This is a genomic window from Hyphomicrobium zavarzinii ATCC 27496 (genome assembly GCF_000383415.1).
Taxonomy (GTDB): Bacteria; Pseudomonadota; Alphaproteobacteria; order Rhizobiales; family Hyphomicrobiaceae; genus Hyphomicrobium_C; species Hyphomicrobium_C zavarzinii.
In genome coordinates this window covers 123,978-140,295 of sequence record NZ_KB911255.1, presented here as the reverse complement: position 1 = coordinate 140,295, position 16,318 = coordinate 123,978, and the positions used below count along the sequence as shown (strand labels likewise).

Below are 16,318 nucleotides of genomic sequence, written 5' to 3'. Positions count from 1 at the left end.
TGCACGTTGACCTAGCGGCTACCCGCTGGTCACTTCTTCGCTGCGGGAGCGGCGGCCGCGCCCGCTGCGGCGGGCTGGGTTGCCGTAGGCGTCGCCGCGGTCGTGGTAACCGCTGGCTTCTTCTTGGTCGCCGCCGGCTTTTTCGCCTTGGGCTTTGCGGGAGGGGAGCTGAAAAGGCCGAAGTCGAACAGCGAAGACAACGGCATGGTCTCGCTCACGCCACCGGTATAAGCTTGCAGCACGCTCACCTTCGTGCCGACCTTCGCAATCGAGGCCAAGTGCACGACGTGCTCGTTCGTCAGGCGGAAGCAGCCCGACGAATTCGCGCGCCCGACCGTGCGATCGTTGTTGGTGCCATGGATACGGTACACGGTATTGCCGAGATAGAGCGCGCGCGCGCCTTGCGGGTTCTTGAGCCCGCCCGAGACCGTAAGTGGCAGGCCCGGCACACGCTCGTGCATTTCAGGCGGCGGGGTCCACGATGGCCAGGATGCGATCCGGCTGATGCGCTGTGTGCCGGTCCAGGTGAAGCCCTCGCGGCCGACCGAGATGGGATACTCGTAGGCTTGCTTGTTGGGCAGCACGAAATACAGCTTGCGCGATTGCGTATCGATTATGATCGAGCCGGGCTCTTCGCTGCGGTCGAAATAGACAACCGGCGGCGCGGCAGGCGCGATGTCAGGCCGTTCTCCGCCGTCCATATGCTTGGGATAGATAACGGGCTCGTAGGCTGCACGGCGCGCTTCGCGCTCAATGCGCTCCGCTTCCCGCATTTGCGCATCATGTTCAGCGACAGAGTCGCTGACGAACTGCGCCTCCGCCGGCCCCGCAAGCAGAGCGACGTAGGCCGCCAAAGCCAAGCACGTTGCGCGCAATTCCATAAGCGCTCCGCAACCGGTTGATCGCTTCAGCCCTGATAGGGCACCTCGCTGCCCCCGGACAAGTCCGATCACGTTCCAGCAGGTGCGCGCAGGGGTCAACTGTTGCAGTCCGGCCCCATCGCAGAGCCGTCTGCTGGTAACCCTGAGTGGACGATTCGTTGCTGAAGTACCGCGAAAAACTTCTGCAGTGCCGAGAAAGCTGACTTCAATACTGCCCATCACCAAGCTGAAGTGAGCTGACTTTGAACCAGCGCATTGGCTCCACAGCGAACAGGATCGGTAAGGGTCCGAGACCAAACCAGTCCAGATCTCGCCCCAAGGTATTCAGGCTTAACATCGTGGGCTTCCGTGACGCGCCCGCCTAGAGCTACGGCGCTTCACAATTCTGCGAAGCGGCTGACGACTTGTCGTGTTCCCCACGAAAGCCTCGTACGGCCTGTCTCGCCAATCCTTCGGCGTCGAAAAGGCCTAGCTTGGCATGAGCGGCTATAATGTCCGCCAAGCTCTGCAATTCCTGCTTGGCGCTGCGGGCTAGCTTGAGCCTGACCCGCGCAGTCTCGAGTGCAGAATTGAGAACCCTCCGAGTTTCCAGGTCAAACTCCTTCTGAGAAAATTGCATGGCGGCTCCTGAATTGACGGGCGTGGAGGAATGGGCGTGGATTAACTCGATCGCGCGGCATGCCGGATCTGGTACAGTCCGACATCCAGCCATCCTGCCTCGAAGCCGACCTCGCAATAGACGAGGTAGTAATCCCAGAGCCTCCGGAACCGCTCATCAAAGCCCAGGGCTTGGATCGCTGGCCAGGCTCGATCGAAGCGGATGCGCCAGTCGGCTAGCGTGCGCGCATAGCTCGGTCCGAAATGCTCGGATCGCACGACAGAAAGTCCGGCACGCTCGGCTTGCGAAGCGATGATGGTCTTGGTCGGCAACATGCCACCGGGGAAGATGGCCAGCTGAATGAAATCCGGCTGACGCCGGTAGCCGTCAAATCGCGCTTCATCAATTGTGATAGCCTGGATCACCGCCGTGCCGCCCGGAGAAAGGCACGAGGCAATCTTGGAAAAATAGGCCGGCCAGAACGCTTCTCCCACCGCTTCCAGCATTTCGATGCTGACGATCCGGTCGAACGTCCCGGTCACATCGCGGTAGTCTTGGAGGCGTATGTCGGCGCGACCGTCGAATGCGCTCAAGCGCCTGCGAGCATAGCTCAATTGCTGTGTGGAGAGCGTCAGGCCGGTTACATGGCAGCGATGCTCCGAAACGAGCAGCTGCGCGAGTGCGCCCCAACCGCATCCAATTTCCAGAACGCTTTCGCCGCTCCTGAGGTCAAGCAGCTCGGCAACACGCCTGAGTTTGGCCTTCTGCGCTGCTTCGATCGTGGTTTCCGGGGCGTCGTAAATCCCGGACGAGTAGTTCAGATCGTCGTCGAGCCATGCCTCATAGAATGCATTTCCGAGGTCGTAGTGAGCCGCGATGTTGCGGCGGCTGTTCGAGCGTGTATTGGCACGCGACGCGTGGCGAAGACGGGAGAACATGCGCCACGCGACATGCGAGTCTCCAACGGAGCGCCCGGGGTCCGTGTTGTCGATGCCCCAAAGCAGCAACGTGCTCAAGTCGTGACTGCTACAGTCGCCGTCTCCCAATGCCTCGGCAAACCCAACATCGCCTCCGAACGCAAGGCGGGGAAGTGCCCGCCAGCTATGCACCGCGATATGCGCATTGTGTCCAGGCCGGTCACCTGAGAGCTCGATGCGCCGTGCCGACGGCAGATCGATACTCAACGAGCCCGTTGGGAAGGGGCCGACGATCCGGCGCATAAACCATTCCCAGACCGTGCTCAACCGTGCGTCAGACGCCTTATTCGGCAGAGCCTTTACCGTCGCTTGGTCAGCCATTGTCCCCCTGCGCGTACCTTGTGTGGCTCCCAATTGTTGCACCATGACCGTCCACGGGAGTGCGTGGCCGGATGCGAATTCCTTTGGAGAAAATTCTGAGAGCTTCCCAGTGGATCGCGCCTATGACTTTGAACGTCAGCAGGGGATGGGAAAGACATCGGCGCAGCAGTTCCGCGCTCGTGAGCGGCATCCGCGTCCCATGCATGGCCGTGTGGATTACAGGTTTGGACCCGCCATCAAGCCCCGTTATCGTCACGACGATCCGCGTGTCCGGAGCGCGCAATCGAAACTTGTAGGTCAGCTCATCGTCGAGAAACGGGGAGACGTAGAACGCTTTCGAACTGGTCTGGTGCAGCGTACCCGAAGGATCGGCTGATGCCTCGATAAGGTAGGAATGACGTTCGCCGAACGTGTTGTGAACCTCGTAGATCACCGCCGCGACGCCGCCCGAATGGTCATGGCAAAAATAGATGCTCAGCGGGTTGAACGCGTAGCCGCATAGGCGCGGCATCGTGAGAAGCTCGATGCGCGCCCCGGCATGCGATAAGCCGGCTTCGCTCAGTCGCTCTTCTACGTACCGGCGAAGACTTCCTTTGCCGTGCCCGTAGTCGCTGTCGTACAGCGAGAAAACGTTGAACCGGTTGTGGGAGAACAGGCGCAACGCGCCATCGACACCCTCGAGTTCGTCGAGATCAAAGAGCATCCACCAGACGCGATAGCGGAAGGCGTGCACGCGCGGCATACGGCGGCTGTGCATGACCCATCCGCTGTAGATGGATGATCTGAAGCTCATGACACGGCCTCACGTACGAGGGGCGTGACACGTGAACCGCGCACGATCCGGCCGGAGTCGTTTTCCACGCTCCACGGCCGCTTAACGCCACCAAGATCCTCAGCGACGGCAAGCCCGGCCTGGAGCCCGTCCTCGTGGAAGCCCGACCCGAAATATGCCCCGCAGAACCACGTGTTTCGCTCGCCCTGCAGTGACCAAAGATGCTTCTGAGCCTCGACCGCCTTCCCGTCGAAGATTGGGTGCGCATATTCAGCGACTGTCACTACCGAGGCCTGCTCCGGCGGGCGAGATGGGTTAAGCGTTACGAACAACGGCGGAGCGGCCGGTATGCGTTGCAGACGGTTCATCCAGTACGTCACGTAGGCGCCGTCGCCGCTTTCAACGTAGTTCCAGCTCGACCAGACGCCCCGGCGCCGGGGCATTAAGCGAGAGTCGGTGTGGAGGAACGCGCGGTTGTTCGAATAGCGGAAGGCGCCCAGAAGCCGGCGCTCTTTGTCCGTAGCATCGCCCAGCAGGGCGAGGGCTTCGTCGGCGTGAGTGGCGACGACAACATGGTCGAAGCGCTCTGCTCGTCCGTCCGCCGTGCGCACAACGGCGCCGCGTGCGTCCCGCGCCACCCCCACAACCTTGTTTCCGCTCCGGATATTCCCGCCGAGCCGCTGCGCCAGTTTCTGGACGTATACCTTGCTCCCCCCAACGACCGTATGCCATGCTGGCCGCGCGTGAAGTTTCAGAAGACCATGGTTTTCGTAGAAGCGAATAAACGACGCCGCGGGATAGTCGAGCATCGTAGCGGGTGGTGCCGACCAGATTGCTGCCGCCATAGGCAAAAGGTGGTCGTTGCGAAACTGCGCTCCATACTTTCGCAGATCGAGGTATTCTCCCAGGCTGAGCGGCCGGACGGCGAGTTCCGGCAAGTCGCGCGGGGCGTTCGCGTAGAACCTGCGCAGCTCGAGCAGCATGGCCCAGAACCCCGGCCGGACGATATTTGCGGGCTGGGCGAACAGCGCCGCAACGCTCGTTCCAGCGTATTCGAGCCTCCCAGCATCCCGGGAGACGGAGAACGACATTTCTGTTTCGTAGGAGTCGATACCGAGGCAGTCAAATAGCGCTACGAGATTTGGATAGGTCTGATGATTGTAGACGATAAAGCCCGTATCAACCTCGATCTGCCCTTGGGGTCCGTCCACGACGACCGTGTTGGCGTGGCCTCCCAGCCGGTCCGTTTGCTCAAAAAGCGTCACGTCATGGCGAGCGCTGAGCAACCACGCAGCGGAAAGCCCGGAAACACCAGATCCCACGACGGCGATCCGGAGAGCTGGTGCTGATGAGACGTCCATTTATGCTCGCACGGTACCACAATCTAGAAACCCAACGAATGGCGGCGGGGGTTGGATCACAAGCGCCCGGTGATCCAGGTTACGATCCCGAGCGTTGTTTTGCGCATGTGGTCTCAGGCAAGACATATCGGTCCGCGGCGACCTCGAACGCGAGCGCGAACGCGCGAGCGGCCCGGGGCGACACCCATGGTTTGGGGCGTCAAAAAGGCGAGGCCGGTGGTGACATCTAGCCAGGAGAAAGGGGCGTTTGTGCCGGCTGACCACGCGGCGTTGATTGTGGCGATCGCCCAGACCGGGGACCGGGCCGCCTTTGCGCAGCTCTTCGAATATTTTGCGCCTCGCCTCAAGACGCTCCTCATGCGTATCGGCGCGTCGTCTGGACGGGCCGAAGAGATCACGCAAGACGCCATGCTTGCTGTCTGGAGGAAGGCGGGCTTGTTCGATCCGGCCGGAGCGAGCGCGTCAGGATGGATCTATCGGATTGCGAAAAATCTCTATGTCGACGAACTGCGCCGCGACCACCGATCCGCTGCCGCGATAGCCGACCTGCCGGTGCAGGACGATGACGTCCCGCAGCCGGACGCGATCGTTTCGGACCGGTATATGGAAGCACGCGTACGGACTGCAATCGCAGCACTCAGCCCCGAACAGCTCCGCGTGATCACACTCTCGTTTTTTGAAGAGAAGCCTCACTCAGAAATCGCCAAAGAGTTGAGCATTCCGCTTGGTACCGTGAAATCGCGCATACGGCTCGCGATGCAGAGGCTACGCGAATTGTTGGACGAACAATGAAAACCACACATCGCCATCCCTCCGACGAGACCCTCGCGGCATACATCCGCGGCAGCCTGGACGAAGGCAGGCATGTGCTCGTTGCCGCGCATGTCGAGCTTTGTGCGTCCTGTGCAGCCTTAGTCGCGGCTTCCGATCACATTGCGGGATCCATTCTGGAGGCAGCGCAGCCAGCGCCCCTTCGGAGCGATGCCCTGCAAACCGCGCTCGCGCGTATCGACGCCAATGCGGCTGGCCAGGAGCGTCGGCCAGCGGCGCAGAATGCAAAAGGCGTCTCATTCGGCCTCAACGCTCTTTCGAGCTATGAACTCGGTCCGTGGCGCTGGATTGGTCCTGGTGTGCACTGGCGGTCGGTCTCGGTGCCAGCCGACCGCGGCGCGCGCGTGTTCATGCTGAAAGCGGCGCCGGGTACGAGCCTGCCTAATCACACGCATACGGGGACCGAACTCACGCTCATCCTGCAAGGCGCGTACGCGCACGAGGGTGGCAGGTTCGGCGCCGGCGACTTCGAAGAAGCGGACGGAACGGTCGATCACCAGCCGGTCGTCGAACCGGGCGAGGAGTGTATCTGTCTTGTCGCGATGGAAGGGCAGTTGAGGCTTCTGGGGCCGTTGGGACGTATCATGCAGCCGTTCGTTCGGATGTGACGAACCGATGTCCATTTCGACAGTCCTCATCGCGGTTCTGCTTCAGTCGGTTGCCTTATCGGCCATCATGGCTGGCGCTTGGATCGTCCAGCAGAAAAGCGGAAACTCGGGCTGGGTGGATACGATCTGGACCTTCGGCCTTGGGTTGGTGGGCGTCATCGCAGCATTCGCTCCGAATGGCTTCAGCGAAGCCGGTTCGCGGCAGGTTCTCGTCGCCACGATGGTTTCGCTTTGGGCGCTGAGGCTCGGCGTTCATATTGCGAACCGGTCTCTCCGCATCACCGACGATCCAAGGTACGCAGAACTCATCAGGGGCTGGGGTGCGGACGCGAGCCGGCAGATGTTCTGGCTGCTGCAGAAACAGGCGCTTGTAACGATACCGCTGGCAGCGTCCATGCTCCTAGCTGCGCACAACCCAGCCGCAGAGTTGCGCCCACAGGATTGGCTCGGGGTAGCCGTGTTTCTAATGGCAATCGCGGGAGCCGCCTTAGCCGATCATCAGTTGCGCCGATTTCGCGCGTCTCCTGCCAATCGCGGCAAAGTGTGCGACGCGGGCTTGTGGCGATGGTCGCGCCATCCGAACTATTTTTTCGAGTGGCTGGGTTGGATTGCCTACCCGCTGATCGCCATCGACATCACGGGCGGCTACCCGCTGGGCTGGGTCGCCATCGCTGGGCCTATCTGCATGTATTGGCTTCTCAGACATGTCTCCGGCGTTCCCCCGCTCGAGGAGCACATGCTCCGCTCGCGCGGTGACGCCTATCGCCGCTATCAGGCGCGCACAAGCGCGTTTTTTCCGTTACCGCAGCGGACGACTTACGGAGACGCATCTCAATGACGCTCTGGAAAAGCGCATACGATCTCGCAGAACGCGTCCCGATTCCTGACGCCATCGTCCGGCTCGGAATTGGGGCCCTTGTCGGTCGGACGAGCCGCCAGCTTGCGCTGGCCGGGCAAACCGCAACCGAGAGCTTTGCCAGAGAGCTTGAGCTGCTCCCGATCGCGGTACACACGGATGCTGCGAACGAACAGCATTACGAGGTGCCTGCTTCCTTTTTCGAGCTCGTGCTCGGCCCCCAACGGAAATACTCCTGCTGCTATTACGAAGCATCAGACACGACGCTCGCCCAAGCCGAGGAGCGCGCGCTCGCTTTGACGGCCGAGCACGCTGGTCTGAGCGACGGCCAGACTATTCTGGAGCTCGGGTGCGGATGGGGCTCCCTCAGCCTCTGGATGGCGCGGACCTATCCGCGCGCGCGCATCCTGGCGGTCTCCAACTCGCATTCACAGCGTGCCTTCATCGAGGGCAAGGCGCGTGACGAAGGTCTGGACAATATCGAGCTCGTCACCGCCGACATGAACCATTTTGATACCGAGCGAAAGTTCGACCGCGTCGTGTCGATCGAGATGTTCGAGCACATGGCCAACTGGCGCGAACTCTTGAGACGTTGCCGGAACTGGCTTGCGGCTGACGGGCGCATGTTCATGCATGTGTTTACCCACCGCAGCACGCCGTATCGCTTCGATCACGCCGAGAAGGACGATTGGATCGCACAGCACTTTTTCACGGGCGGTTGCATGCCGAGCCGCACACTCATCCGCAGCTTCCCAGACCTATTCGATGTGGAGGAAGAGTGGTACTGGGCCGGAACGCATTATGCGCGCACGGCTGAAGACTGGCTCAAGAACCTGGACGGGGGGCGCGATGCCGCCGCACAGATCCTGCATCAGACTTACGGCACAGAGCAGGACATCTGGCAGCGCCGGTGGCGCTACTTCTTCCTGGCAACGTCTGGCTTGTTCGGGTTCGACAGCGGCCGCGAATGGGGCGTCAGCCACTACCGCCTCAAGCCGGCACTTGCACGCCGCTAGCCTCGCCACGCCATAAGTGCCGCGGCCACAACCGCGGAGACCAGGCCAGAGGCAACCGCCCCATAGACGATATCTATTACCGTGATCTGGAGCGTCCAATTGCGCAGTGTAGCGAAGTTGGTCAGCTCATAGGTCGCATAGGCGACAAATCCGAACAGCGCGCCATTAAAGAGGGCGAGTGCTACCGAGCCCGACTTCAGGGCCGGCATGATCGCGAAATAGACGAGAGCGACCGGATAAATAGCGTAGAAGGCAATGGCCGGCGCAATATTGACGGTTGGAAGGAGAATGTCGCCCAATGTCTGCTTGTAAAGACGCGCGCCCATCGTCATGAGCCAAGTGATGTCGACAGCGGCAAACAGAAGAAGAGAGGCGACATACGCGAGCGCATAGTTCACGGCGGACCTCATTTGTCGTTTTCACAACAACGCCCCGCCACTTGGTTTGGATCACGTGCCAGCACAGTCGTCCTCGATGTGGCCGATGGACCGTGCCGGAGTTCGATACGGCTAAGCCGAGAAAGCTGACGTGATGGGCGATGGCTGCGGCGTCCCCGATCGCGGCGAACCAGCTTCCGTTCTTGGGACCGTCATCCATCGTCACCCTGCCGACGCCGAGCGCCACGAGAGGTCACGCCAACGCAATGAGCAATATGAGTTTATGGTATGTCACCGGACACACGCGCCCTCGCGCGCAGCGAGATGGGGTTTTTCGGCCTTGATCTGATTGATGACGTCGATGGCCGACAGGGCTTCTCGGTCTTAATGCCAAGCTCTGCGAGCAGTATATGCGCTTCATCGTAAACCGGCGTTGCGGCCAGCTCGGCCTCGCGCCAGTGTTCGCGGATACAGAAAACCCGTTCCCATGGATGAGCGAGGTCATGGATCCCAAGAAGGAGAAGAACTTCTTCGAGACCCGCGTCATCGAGTACCAGAACGGTGGCGCACTGAGCTGGGAGTAAAGGAAGTGGATTGGCGGCATCACTCGCCGCCATTCCTTCTTTTTGCCCTTTTCTCATCCAGTCAGAGGGTGAGACACGATTGTAATCGTCGCGCCATGCCGCCAGCAGCGCTCTCGCTTCGTCGAGCGTGGAGAACAACGTCTCGTTCAAGAGCGTGTCGCGAAGCCGACCGTTGAAACTCTCGACAAACGCGTTCTGCTGCGGCTTGCCGTGCGAAGACCGGAACCGATATTCTGATGTCGCTCCGCACCGAACACGCGGCCCTGATCCAACTTCGGCACGGCGTTTCTGTGGAGCAATTCGAACGTGCCGTTGCGGCCTATCCCGATCCCAACAAAAGACATTATGCGTCGGACGTTAGGCTGCCGACACACTGCTCGGATGCAGTCCATCGGCGGCACTCCTTGATCGACGTCAATAGAGCGCTCCGAGCCGATTGCTAATTGAAACATTGAGCGGGGCGTTTCGCAGCGATGCAGGACCGGCTGGCCATGAACCAGAGGCTGGAAATCGAGGCGCCCGGCAAGAGCCGGCACTTTAGGACCGACCAGGAGCCTTCAAAAGCGTCTCCACCGCACCCCCACGTTGCTCTGCGTATTTTGCGAGGCGTATGGTCACATCGCTGGCGAGTGGCATCTGCAATCGCCGCTCTTGGCGCCGGCATCTACGCGGTCCCATTCTTGCTGTTTGGCCCCCTGATCGAGACGCGGCCCGTCGTCAGGGCTAATTTCGTCCAGACGGTCGTCGCGAGCGGCCACGTCGAAGCGCCCTTCCGGATCAATATTGGAAGCCAGATCACCGGCGTCGTCGCCAATGTTCCCGTTTCGGAGGGCCAGACGGTCAAGGCGGGCGATACACTGATCGAGCTCGACGACCGGGACGCGCGCGCCGCGGTTAGTCAGGCCGAGAATGTCGTGTCGGCAGCCGATGCGCGCATGAGACAGCTGCGCGAGTTATCGCTGCCGCAAGCTGAGGAGGCTCTGAAGCAGGCGCAGGCAAACCTCGTCAACGCACAGCAGTCCTTTGATCGGGCGCAAGCCCTCGCCAAAGACGGCTTTGGGACACAAGCGGCCCTGGATGACGCGACGAAATCTCTCGATGTCGCGAAGGCCCAGGCCCGCAATGCCGAATTTCAAGTCGCCACCAATCGCCCTGGGGGAAGCGACTACACGATGTCCGAGATGCTCCTCAACCAATCCACGGCCAATCTGGCTTCAGCCCGGTCGCGCCTCAGCTACACCGTCATTTCTGCGCCCCGCGACGGCACCCTGATTTCCCGCTCCGTCGAAAAGGGCAATGTCGTCGAGCCCTCCAATGTCCTCATGAAGCTAGCGCCTTTCGGCGATACTCAGCTCGTCGTTCAGATAGACGAGAGAAATCTCGGCCTCCTCGCACTCGGCCAAAAGGCAATCGCCTCCGCCGATGCCTATCCCAAGCAGTCATTCCCAGCCGAGGTGGTCTACATCAATCCGGGGGTCAATCTGCAGACAGCAGCGGTCGAGGTTAAGCTCGGAGTGAAAAACCCGCCAAGCTACCTGCGGGAGGACATGACGATCTCCGTAGATATAGCTGTTGCAGAGCATCCCAACACATTGATCATTCCTGCGGCCTGCTTGCGGAACGTTGACATCGAGCCGTTTGTTTTAAAGATCGACGGGGGACGGGTTAAGCGGCAAAGGGTGAAGGTTGGTATCGTCAGCGACGGCAAGGCAGAGATCCTCGACGGTCTGAGCGTGAATGACCTGATCGTCCCCACGACTGTCCCATCGGACTATGATGGGCGCCGAGTGAGGGCAAAGATCGCGGCTCCTTCCACATGAATAGATGGCTGCCCTTCGAATGGATTGCTGCGATCCGCTTTCTCAAGGAGGGTCGAACGCAGACGCTTTTCATCATCACCGCGGTGGCGATTGGCGTAGCCGTCATTGTTTTCATGTCGGCCTTGCTGGCCAGCCTGCAAGCCAATTTCATCAAACGCGTGCTGACATCTCAGCCGCATATCCAGCTTATTCCGCCCGACGAGATCGCCCGGCCGCAGCGCTTTGATCGACCAGGGCTGGCCGTAGCCGCAACGGTCCAGCGCCCCGCGCAGCGGATTCGCTCCATCGAGCAGTGGCAAAAGATCGCCGCGTTGCTGAAGACGTGGCCCGATATCACCAATGTGTCGCCAACGATGGTGACCTCCGCACTCGCCGTCCGGGGTGATTCAAACCGGTCGATTACAGTCACCGGGATCGACCCTGATATCTATTTCAGGATCGTGAAGATCCCCGACTACATCGTAGCGGGGCAGACGCGTGTCCTGACTGACGACATTTTGATCGGCACCGAGCTTGCCCGCGACCTTGGCGTGAAGCTCGGCGACAAGATGATCGTCTCGGCGGCCACCGGCGCCTCTCGCGTTCTGACGATTACCGGCATTTTCGATCTTGGCAACAAGGCCGCCAATCAGCGCTCGACGTTCGTTGCCTTGAGAACGGCCCAGACCCTATCGAATCTTGTCGGCGGCGTTACGACAATCGACCTGACCGTGAAGGATGTCTACGCGGCCGACAAAATTGCCAATACCATAGGTGCGGCCACCGGAGTGGAGGCGGACAGCTGGATCAAGACTAATTCCCAGTTCTTCACCGCGGTCAACGCGCAGACATTGTCGAACACGGTAATCCGGATATTCGTCGGCTTGTCGGTTGCCTTCGGCATTGCCAGCGTCCTCGTCGTCTCGGTCATCCAGCGGTCGAAGGATATCGGGATCCTGCGTGCGATGGGTACAGCCCAGGGTCAGATTCTCCGGATTTTTCTGCTGCAGGGCGGCCTTCTCGCCCTTGCCGGTGCGATTGTCGGAGCATCGACAGGCGGATGCGCCATAGTTTTCTGGCACAGCTATTTGCGGCAACCGGACGGCACCGAGCTGTTTCCGCTAGTCATCGACCCCATGCTGTTCGTGGAAGCAATTTTGATAGCGGCCGTGACTGGAGTGGCCGCAGCGGCGTTCCCCGCCTTCGGGGCCGCAAAGCTTGATCCTGTGGTCGCGATCCGTGGATGAGGAAAGTCAGGAAGTCTTGCGCCTCGTAGGCGTTTGCAAATCTTACAACGTCGGAACGCCTGTCGAGGTAGAGGTGCTGCGCGACATAGACCTCGTGCTCCGCCGCCGGGAGTTCGTCGCACTCATGGGTCCGTCAGGGTCGGGAAAAAGTACGCTTCTGAACATCATCGGCCTCTTGGATCGCCCGACATCGGGCCGCCTCTTTATCGAGGGAAGCGAAACGAGCACGCTCGACGATGCGGCCATTACCAGGCTCCGCGGTCGCAGTCTCGGTTTCGTGTTTCAGTACCACTATCTCATCAGCGCATTCACGGCCCTCGAGAACGTGATGATGCCGCTGCTCGTCGAGAACGAATTCCCCAGCGAGAAGATCCGTGAACGCGCCCGGGCCCTCTTGCACGAGGTTGGCCTGACGCCCTGGGAAAACAACCTCGCCAACAACATGTCCGGAGGGCAGCAGCAGCGTGTCGCTATCGCGCGCGCTCTCGCGATGAACCCGGCTCTCATCCTCGCCGACGAGCCGACTGGAAATCTCGACACCAAATCAGCCGATCAAGTGTTTGAGATGATGCGGGTGGTCAATCGAAGGGAAGGTACCGCATTCCTGATCGTCACGCACAACTTGGATTTGGCACGGCGCTGTGACCGTATCATCGAGCTTGTCGACGGGCGGATTTCAAAACTCTGAGAGCGATTTGTCCGCAGGACGCCCCGAAGCCAGATCAATACAGAAGCAAGGGCGAACAACCGCATTCAAGGAGCTAGGCTGTTCTTGTAGATCTTTCCGTCCTTCATGATGACGAGAAGGTTCTTCGCCGGGTCCTGAAGGAGCTCGATGTTGGAAACGGGATCGCCGTCGACCAGGAGAAGATCGGCGAGCGCACCTTCCTCTACGACGCCGAGCTTGCCCGGGTAGGGATTGCGTTTGCCCGACAAGGCCAGCAGCTCGCCGTTGGTCCCGGTCGCCATGGCGAGCGTTTCGGCCGGCGTATACCAGCGCGTGAACTTGACGAGCAATTCGCCCTGGCGCTGCGCGAGCCTTTTTGAAAACAGGATGTCGGTGCCGAACGCCGTCTTGAGCTTGTACTTTTTGGCCAGCGTGATGGACGTGTCCGTGCCGGCAAACACCGTGAATGCCTTGGCTCGCTCCTGAGACCCCGGAGGAAAGGCATCCGCCATCTCATCCGGAAATGCTTGCGTACTGAGCCAGATGCCTCGCTCCGCGATCAGCTTCGCCGTCGCCTCGTCCATGAGGTGGCCATGCTCGATGCACTTCACCCCGGCGCTGATCGCGCGCTGGATCGCGACGGGCGTGTAGGCGTGCACCGTGACATAGGTGCCCCAGTTCTCGGCTGCCTCCACCGCCGCACGTAGCTCGGCCTCCGTGAACGTGGAGACGTCGAGCGGGCTGTTGGGTGACGCGACGCCACCGCCCGCCGTGAGTTTGATTTGTGACGCGCCTTTCAGAAGCTGCTCGCGCACACGCACGCGGACTTCGTCCGGGCTGTCGGCGATCATGGAAGCCCCGGTCTGCTCCTGGCGTGACTGAGGGGCACCGACGACGCGGGGCAGCTCGTTGGCTTGGCGGAAATCGCCGTGACCGCTCGTGACCGAGATGATGGCGCCAGATGGAAAGATGCGGGGCCCGGCGACAATGCCTTCATCGATCGCGCGCTTGAGCCCGAACGAGGGCCCGCCCACATCGCGAACCGTGGTGAACCCGCGCATCAGGGTATCCCTAGCCTCGGCGCCTGCGACCAGGTTCAGGTAGCCGACATCGTCCGTGAGCAACGCGGCCGGCGTTGGCCGGACCAGCATCGCATGCCAATGCGCGTCTATGAGACCTGGCATGAGCGTCCGCCCGCCACCCGCAATGACCTGAACAGATGGAGTGCCATCGGTCGAAAGAGGGTCCTTCGAGATCTTTTCGATCGTGTTGCCGCGAACAAGGACATTCATGCCCTCTTCGAGGCGCTCGCTCTTACCGTCAAAAACACGAACGTTCTCGAAGAGCGTGAGGGCCGGCGGCTCGGCAGCGTAGGCAGCGGGCGTGAGACAAAAAAGGGCGGCAAGGAGAGTAGTCCGGCGAAGCATCGGTACCTCCGATCGGCAGCCCCCCGTTGCGCTCAACTCGTCCAGTGTGCTGCCAGTCTAGCGGAAAGTCGGCAATCAGCCTACCGCAGTGACACCCCGGCGCGCCGCCAGGATGGCTGAGCAGGGGTCGTCACCGGAATTGGCCAGCAATCCGCACACTTGAGGCCATGTACGAAGGCCTTGGCGCGAGGCCGTTAAGCGCGCGTTTACTGTGTGTGAGCGAGGCTGCTCAAACATTCGCCACGGTTGTCTCGCAAGTCAGAAACTCGTCTTAGCGAGCGGGCCCGCGTCACATGCCACGGGAAATGCATCCGCTGCGTAGAGCAGCCTCGGGTTTTGCCACGCATCGGCGGCTTACGCTGCCGGCCTGGATAGCTGTCGCCGCGGCCCTGACCGGCGGAACTGCCGCCGTGACCACCGCCGATGCCAAGTCTCCCGGCTCGCGCTATTGCTTCCACGGCCTATGTCACCGCGTAGGCACGCTTGCGCAAACCGACACACTCGTCGGATGGCGCGGCTACCTGCTTGCTTCCTACTACGATAGCTGCCGGCTCGACCGCTTGAACCCGTGCGGACTGACGAGCTCGGGCGCCGTGTTTCGCCCCGATCTTCCCGACAACGCCGCAAGCCCGCTGCTGCCGGACGGCACCGTCATCCTCGCCTACAATCCCAAGACCGGCGACGCCTCCGTGCTGCGCATCACCAACGCAGGCCCCTACAGTGGAAAGCGCAAGCTCGACGTCTCGCGCGCGGCCGCGGAAAAGCTCGGCTTCCGCAGTCAGGGAGTGGCGGCACTCGTCATCAGCGTTCTGCAATCTCCCACCGAGGCCGAGGCGAGCTACGTGCGCCGGCGCGTCTACCCGAGCGTTCCGGGCCATCTCGGCAAGTACGAGACCTTCGACAAGGCTATCGAGGCCGCGCAAGAGCGCCTCGACGTTCGTGAGGATGGCGAGCAGCAGCCCGCGGACGCGGCAGACGACATTGCCGCCCTGGTGCCGAAGCCGAGACTTGCTGTCTCCCCGTCGCTCGCCCGCGAGCTCATGATGTTGCGCTCACCCCCGCGGCCGGTGAGCCGGGGCGTCCGGCTTGTGCAGGGCCCGCGCCTCGTAAGCCGGGAGAGCTTCAGGCCCGAGCAGGCTCCTGCATCGGCTCGCGCGGCGCTGAACTTCGCGTCGGGCCTGCAGCAGTATCTGCTCGACACCGGCTCGCTGCCGGACGCCGGCAAATAATCAGCCGGCCCCGAAGCAGTCAGTCCCCAAGTTAAACATCGCCCTTCGCCTTCCGTTTGTAATCTATGGAAAATGCCGCCGCTGCGGAGCGGAGTTCCCGGTCACGATCCAGTCCATCGGAATGTCATGCGGCTGAGGATAGATGGTGGCAACTGCACCGCTCTCGTGCCCCACACCGATGACGAGCGGTCGCGGCCTGAGATTGAAAAGCGTGCGGTCGAAAAATCCGCCGCCGTAGCCCAGCCGGTAACAGGCGCGATCGAAGCCGACGAGCGGCGCAATGATCACAGCGGGAGCAACCAGATCGCCGTCGGCCGGATAGGGGATGTTCCAGACGCCCCGTTCGAGCCGCGCGCCGGGTGCCCACGCGCGAAACAGTAGAGGTTTCCCTTTTCCCGCCACTTCCGGCAAGGCCGGGCGCAGGCCCGCCGCGTACGCCCTCTCCATCCACGGCCTGAGATCGGGCTCACCGCGGAACGGCCAATAGAGACTTACGATCAGGTGCCGCGCACGTGGTACGAGTGCATCGAGATCACGGGCGACGCGCTCGGAATGGAGCTCTCGATCGCGCGGGGAGAGGGCGAGCCGGGCGGCAATGAGACGTTCTCGTTCCCCCTTGCGCCATCGGGCGACATCCCTGGCCTGTGCGGCATCCGGCATGATCATGCCGCTCGCGGGATCGATATCGTGCATGAGGCAGGGCGGGGAGGCGAACAGGCCGTGCTCGCTGGCATCTTCGTCATACTGCTGGTTGATCATCTCAAACC

15 protein-coding genes and 2 pseudogenes are annotated in these 16,318 nt (G+C 61.4%); 9 read left to right on the top strand and 8 right to left on the bottom strand.

Going from position 1 to position 16,318, the window contains the following annotated elements; all coding sequences use genetic code 11:
• Positions 1-29: 29 nt before the first annotated feature.
• The 4 genes from F812_RS0100660 to F812_RS0100640 all read right to left on the bottom strand — a co-directional run bounded on the left by F812_RS0100660 (position 30) and on the right by F812_RS0100640 (position 4,910).
• Positions 30-881 (bottom strand): L,D-transpeptidase, encoded by an 852-nt coding sequence (locus F812_RS0100660; protein ID WP_020084025.1) that lies wholly within the window; start codon positions 879-881, stop codon positions 30-32.
• Between the two features lie 660 nt (positions 882-1,541).
• A complete protein-coding gene (locus F812_RS0100650; protein ID WP_245257595.1) occupies positions 1,542-2,699 on the bottom strand; it encodes an SAM-dependent methyltransferase in 1,158 nt (385 codons plus the stop codon).
• Between the two features lie 70 nt (positions 2,700-2,769).
• Positions 2,770-3,570: a DUF1365 domain-containing protein gene (locus F812_RS0100645; protein ID WP_020084022.1), complete on the bottom strand. Its 801-nt coding sequence runs from the start codon at positions 3,568-3,570 to the stop codon at positions 2,770-2,772.
• A complete protein-coding gene (locus tag F812_RS0100640; RefSeq protein ID WP_020084021.1) occupies positions 3,567-4,910 on the bottom strand; it encodes an NAD(P)/FAD-dependent oxidoreductase in 1,344 nt (447 codons plus the stop codon). Before F812_RS0100640 ends, F812_RS0100645 begins: the two co-directional genes overlap by 4 nt.
• Positions 4,911-5,096: 186 nt before the next feature.
• Here F812_RS0100640 and F812_RS0100635 point away from each other — a divergent pair, with 186 nt between their 5' ends.
• Genes F812_RS0100635 through F812_RS0100620 form a run of 4 tightly spaced genes read left to right on the top strand, consistent with a single transcriptional unit; the run spans position 5,097 to position 8,221 of the window.
• A complete protein-coding gene (locus F812_RS0100635; protein ID WP_020084020.1) occupies positions 5,097-5,702 on the top strand; it encodes a sigma-70 family RNA polymerase sigma factor in 606 nt (201 codons plus the stop codon).
• Positions 5,699-6,349: a ChrR family anti-sigma-E factor gene (locus F812_RS0100630; RefSeq protein WP_020084019.1), complete on the top strand. Its 651-nt coding sequence runs from the start codon at positions 5,699-5,701 to the stop codon at positions 6,347-6,349. The genes F812_RS0100635 and F812_RS0100630 overlap by 4 nt, the downstream gene beginning before the upstream one ends.
• Before the next feature lie 7 nt (positions 6,350-6,356).
• A complete protein-coding gene (locus F812_RS0100625; RefSeq protein ID WP_020084018.1) occupies positions 6,357-7,187 on the top strand; it encodes a DUF1295 domain-containing protein in 831 nt (276 codons plus the stop codon).
• Positions 7,184-8,221 (top strand): SAM-dependent methyltransferase, encoded by a 1,038-nt coding sequence (locus F812_RS0100620; RefSeq protein ID WP_020084017.1) that lies wholly within the window; start codon positions 7,184-7,186, stop codon positions 8,219-8,221. Before F812_RS0100625 ends, F812_RS0100620 begins: the two co-directional genes overlap by 4 nt.
• On the opposite strand, the gene F812_RS0100615 is transcribed toward F812_RS0100620, so the two are convergent.
• The gene (locus tag F812_RS0100615; RefSeq protein ID WP_156827157.1) at positions 8,218-8,619 is read right to left on the bottom strand and encodes a DUF2177 family protein; all 402 of its coding nucleotides are present in this window, start codon (positions 8,617-8,619) and stop codon (positions 8,218-8,220) included. The two genes, F812_RS0100620 and F812_RS0100615, sit on opposite strands and share 4 nt — an antisense overlap.
• 344 nt (positions 8,620-8,963) lie before the next feature.
• Between F812_RS0100615 and F812_RS25865 the strand changes: the two are divergent.
• Positions 8,964-9,182 (top strand): annotated as a pseudogene (locus tag F812_RS25865) (ribonucleotide-diphosphate reductase subunit beta); the annotation flags it as partial.
• A gap of 66 nt (positions 9,183-9,248) precedes the next feature.
• On the opposite strand, the pseudogene F812_RS26280 reads toward F812_RS25865, so the two are convergent.
• Positions 9,249-9,392, bottom strand: a pseudogene (locus F812_RS26280) (integrase core domain-containing protein); the annotation flags it as partial.
• 281 nt (positions 9,393-9,673) lie between these two features.
• Between F812_RS26280 and F812_RS0100605 the strand changes: the two are divergent.
• The 3 genes from F812_RS0100605 to F812_RS0100595 are packed head-to-tail and all read left to right on the top strand — an operon-like array spanning position 9,674 to position 12,916.
• Positions 9,674-11,002, top strand: coding sequence for an efflux RND transporter periplasmic adaptor subunit (locus tag F812_RS0100605; RefSeq protein WP_083929057.1), 1,329 nt, complete (start codon positions 9,674-9,676; stop codon positions 11,000-11,002).
• Positions 10,999-12,228, top strand: coding sequence for an ABC transporter permease (locus F812_RS0100600; RefSeq protein ID WP_020084013.1), 1,230 nt, complete (start codon positions 10,999-11,001; stop codon positions 12,226-12,228). Before F812_RS0100605 ends, F812_RS0100600 begins: the two co-directional genes overlap by 4 nt.
• Complete coding sequence (locus F812_RS0100595; protein ID WP_020084012.1) at positions 12,221-12,916, top strand: ABC transporter ATP-binding protein; 696 nt, start codon at positions 12,221-12,223, stop codon at positions 12,914-12,916. Before F812_RS0100600 ends, F812_RS0100595 begins: the two co-directional genes overlap by 8 nt.
• A 65-nt stretch (positions 12,917-12,981) precedes the next feature.
• Here the strand turns inward: F812_RS0100595 and F812_RS0100590 are convergent, their stop codons facing one another.
• Positions 12,982-14,322, bottom strand: coding sequence for a metal-dependent hydrolase family protein (locus F812_RS0100590; protein ID WP_020084011.1), 1,341 nt, complete (start codon positions 14,320-14,322; stop codon positions 12,982-12,984).
• Between the two features lie 410 nt (positions 14,323-14,732).
• Between F812_RS0100590 and F812_RS0100585 the strand changes: the two genes are divergently transcribed.
• Positions 14,733-15,551, top strand: a complete 819-nt coding sequence (locus F812_RS0100585; protein WP_245257594.1) for a septal ring lytic transglycosylase RlpA family protein — start codon at positions 14,733-14,735, stop codon at positions 15,549-15,551.
• A gap of 63 nt (positions 15,552-15,614) precedes the next feature.
• Here the strand turns inward: F812_RS0100585 and F812_RS0100580 are convergent, their stop codons facing one another.
• Positions 15,615-16,310: a 5-formyltetrahydrofolate cyclo-ligase gene (locus tag F812_RS0100580; RefSeq protein WP_020084009.1), complete on the bottom strand. Its 696-nt coding sequence runs from the start codon at positions 16,308-16,310 to the stop codon at positions 15,615-15,617.
• Positions 16,311-16,318: the final 8 nt, after the last annotated feature.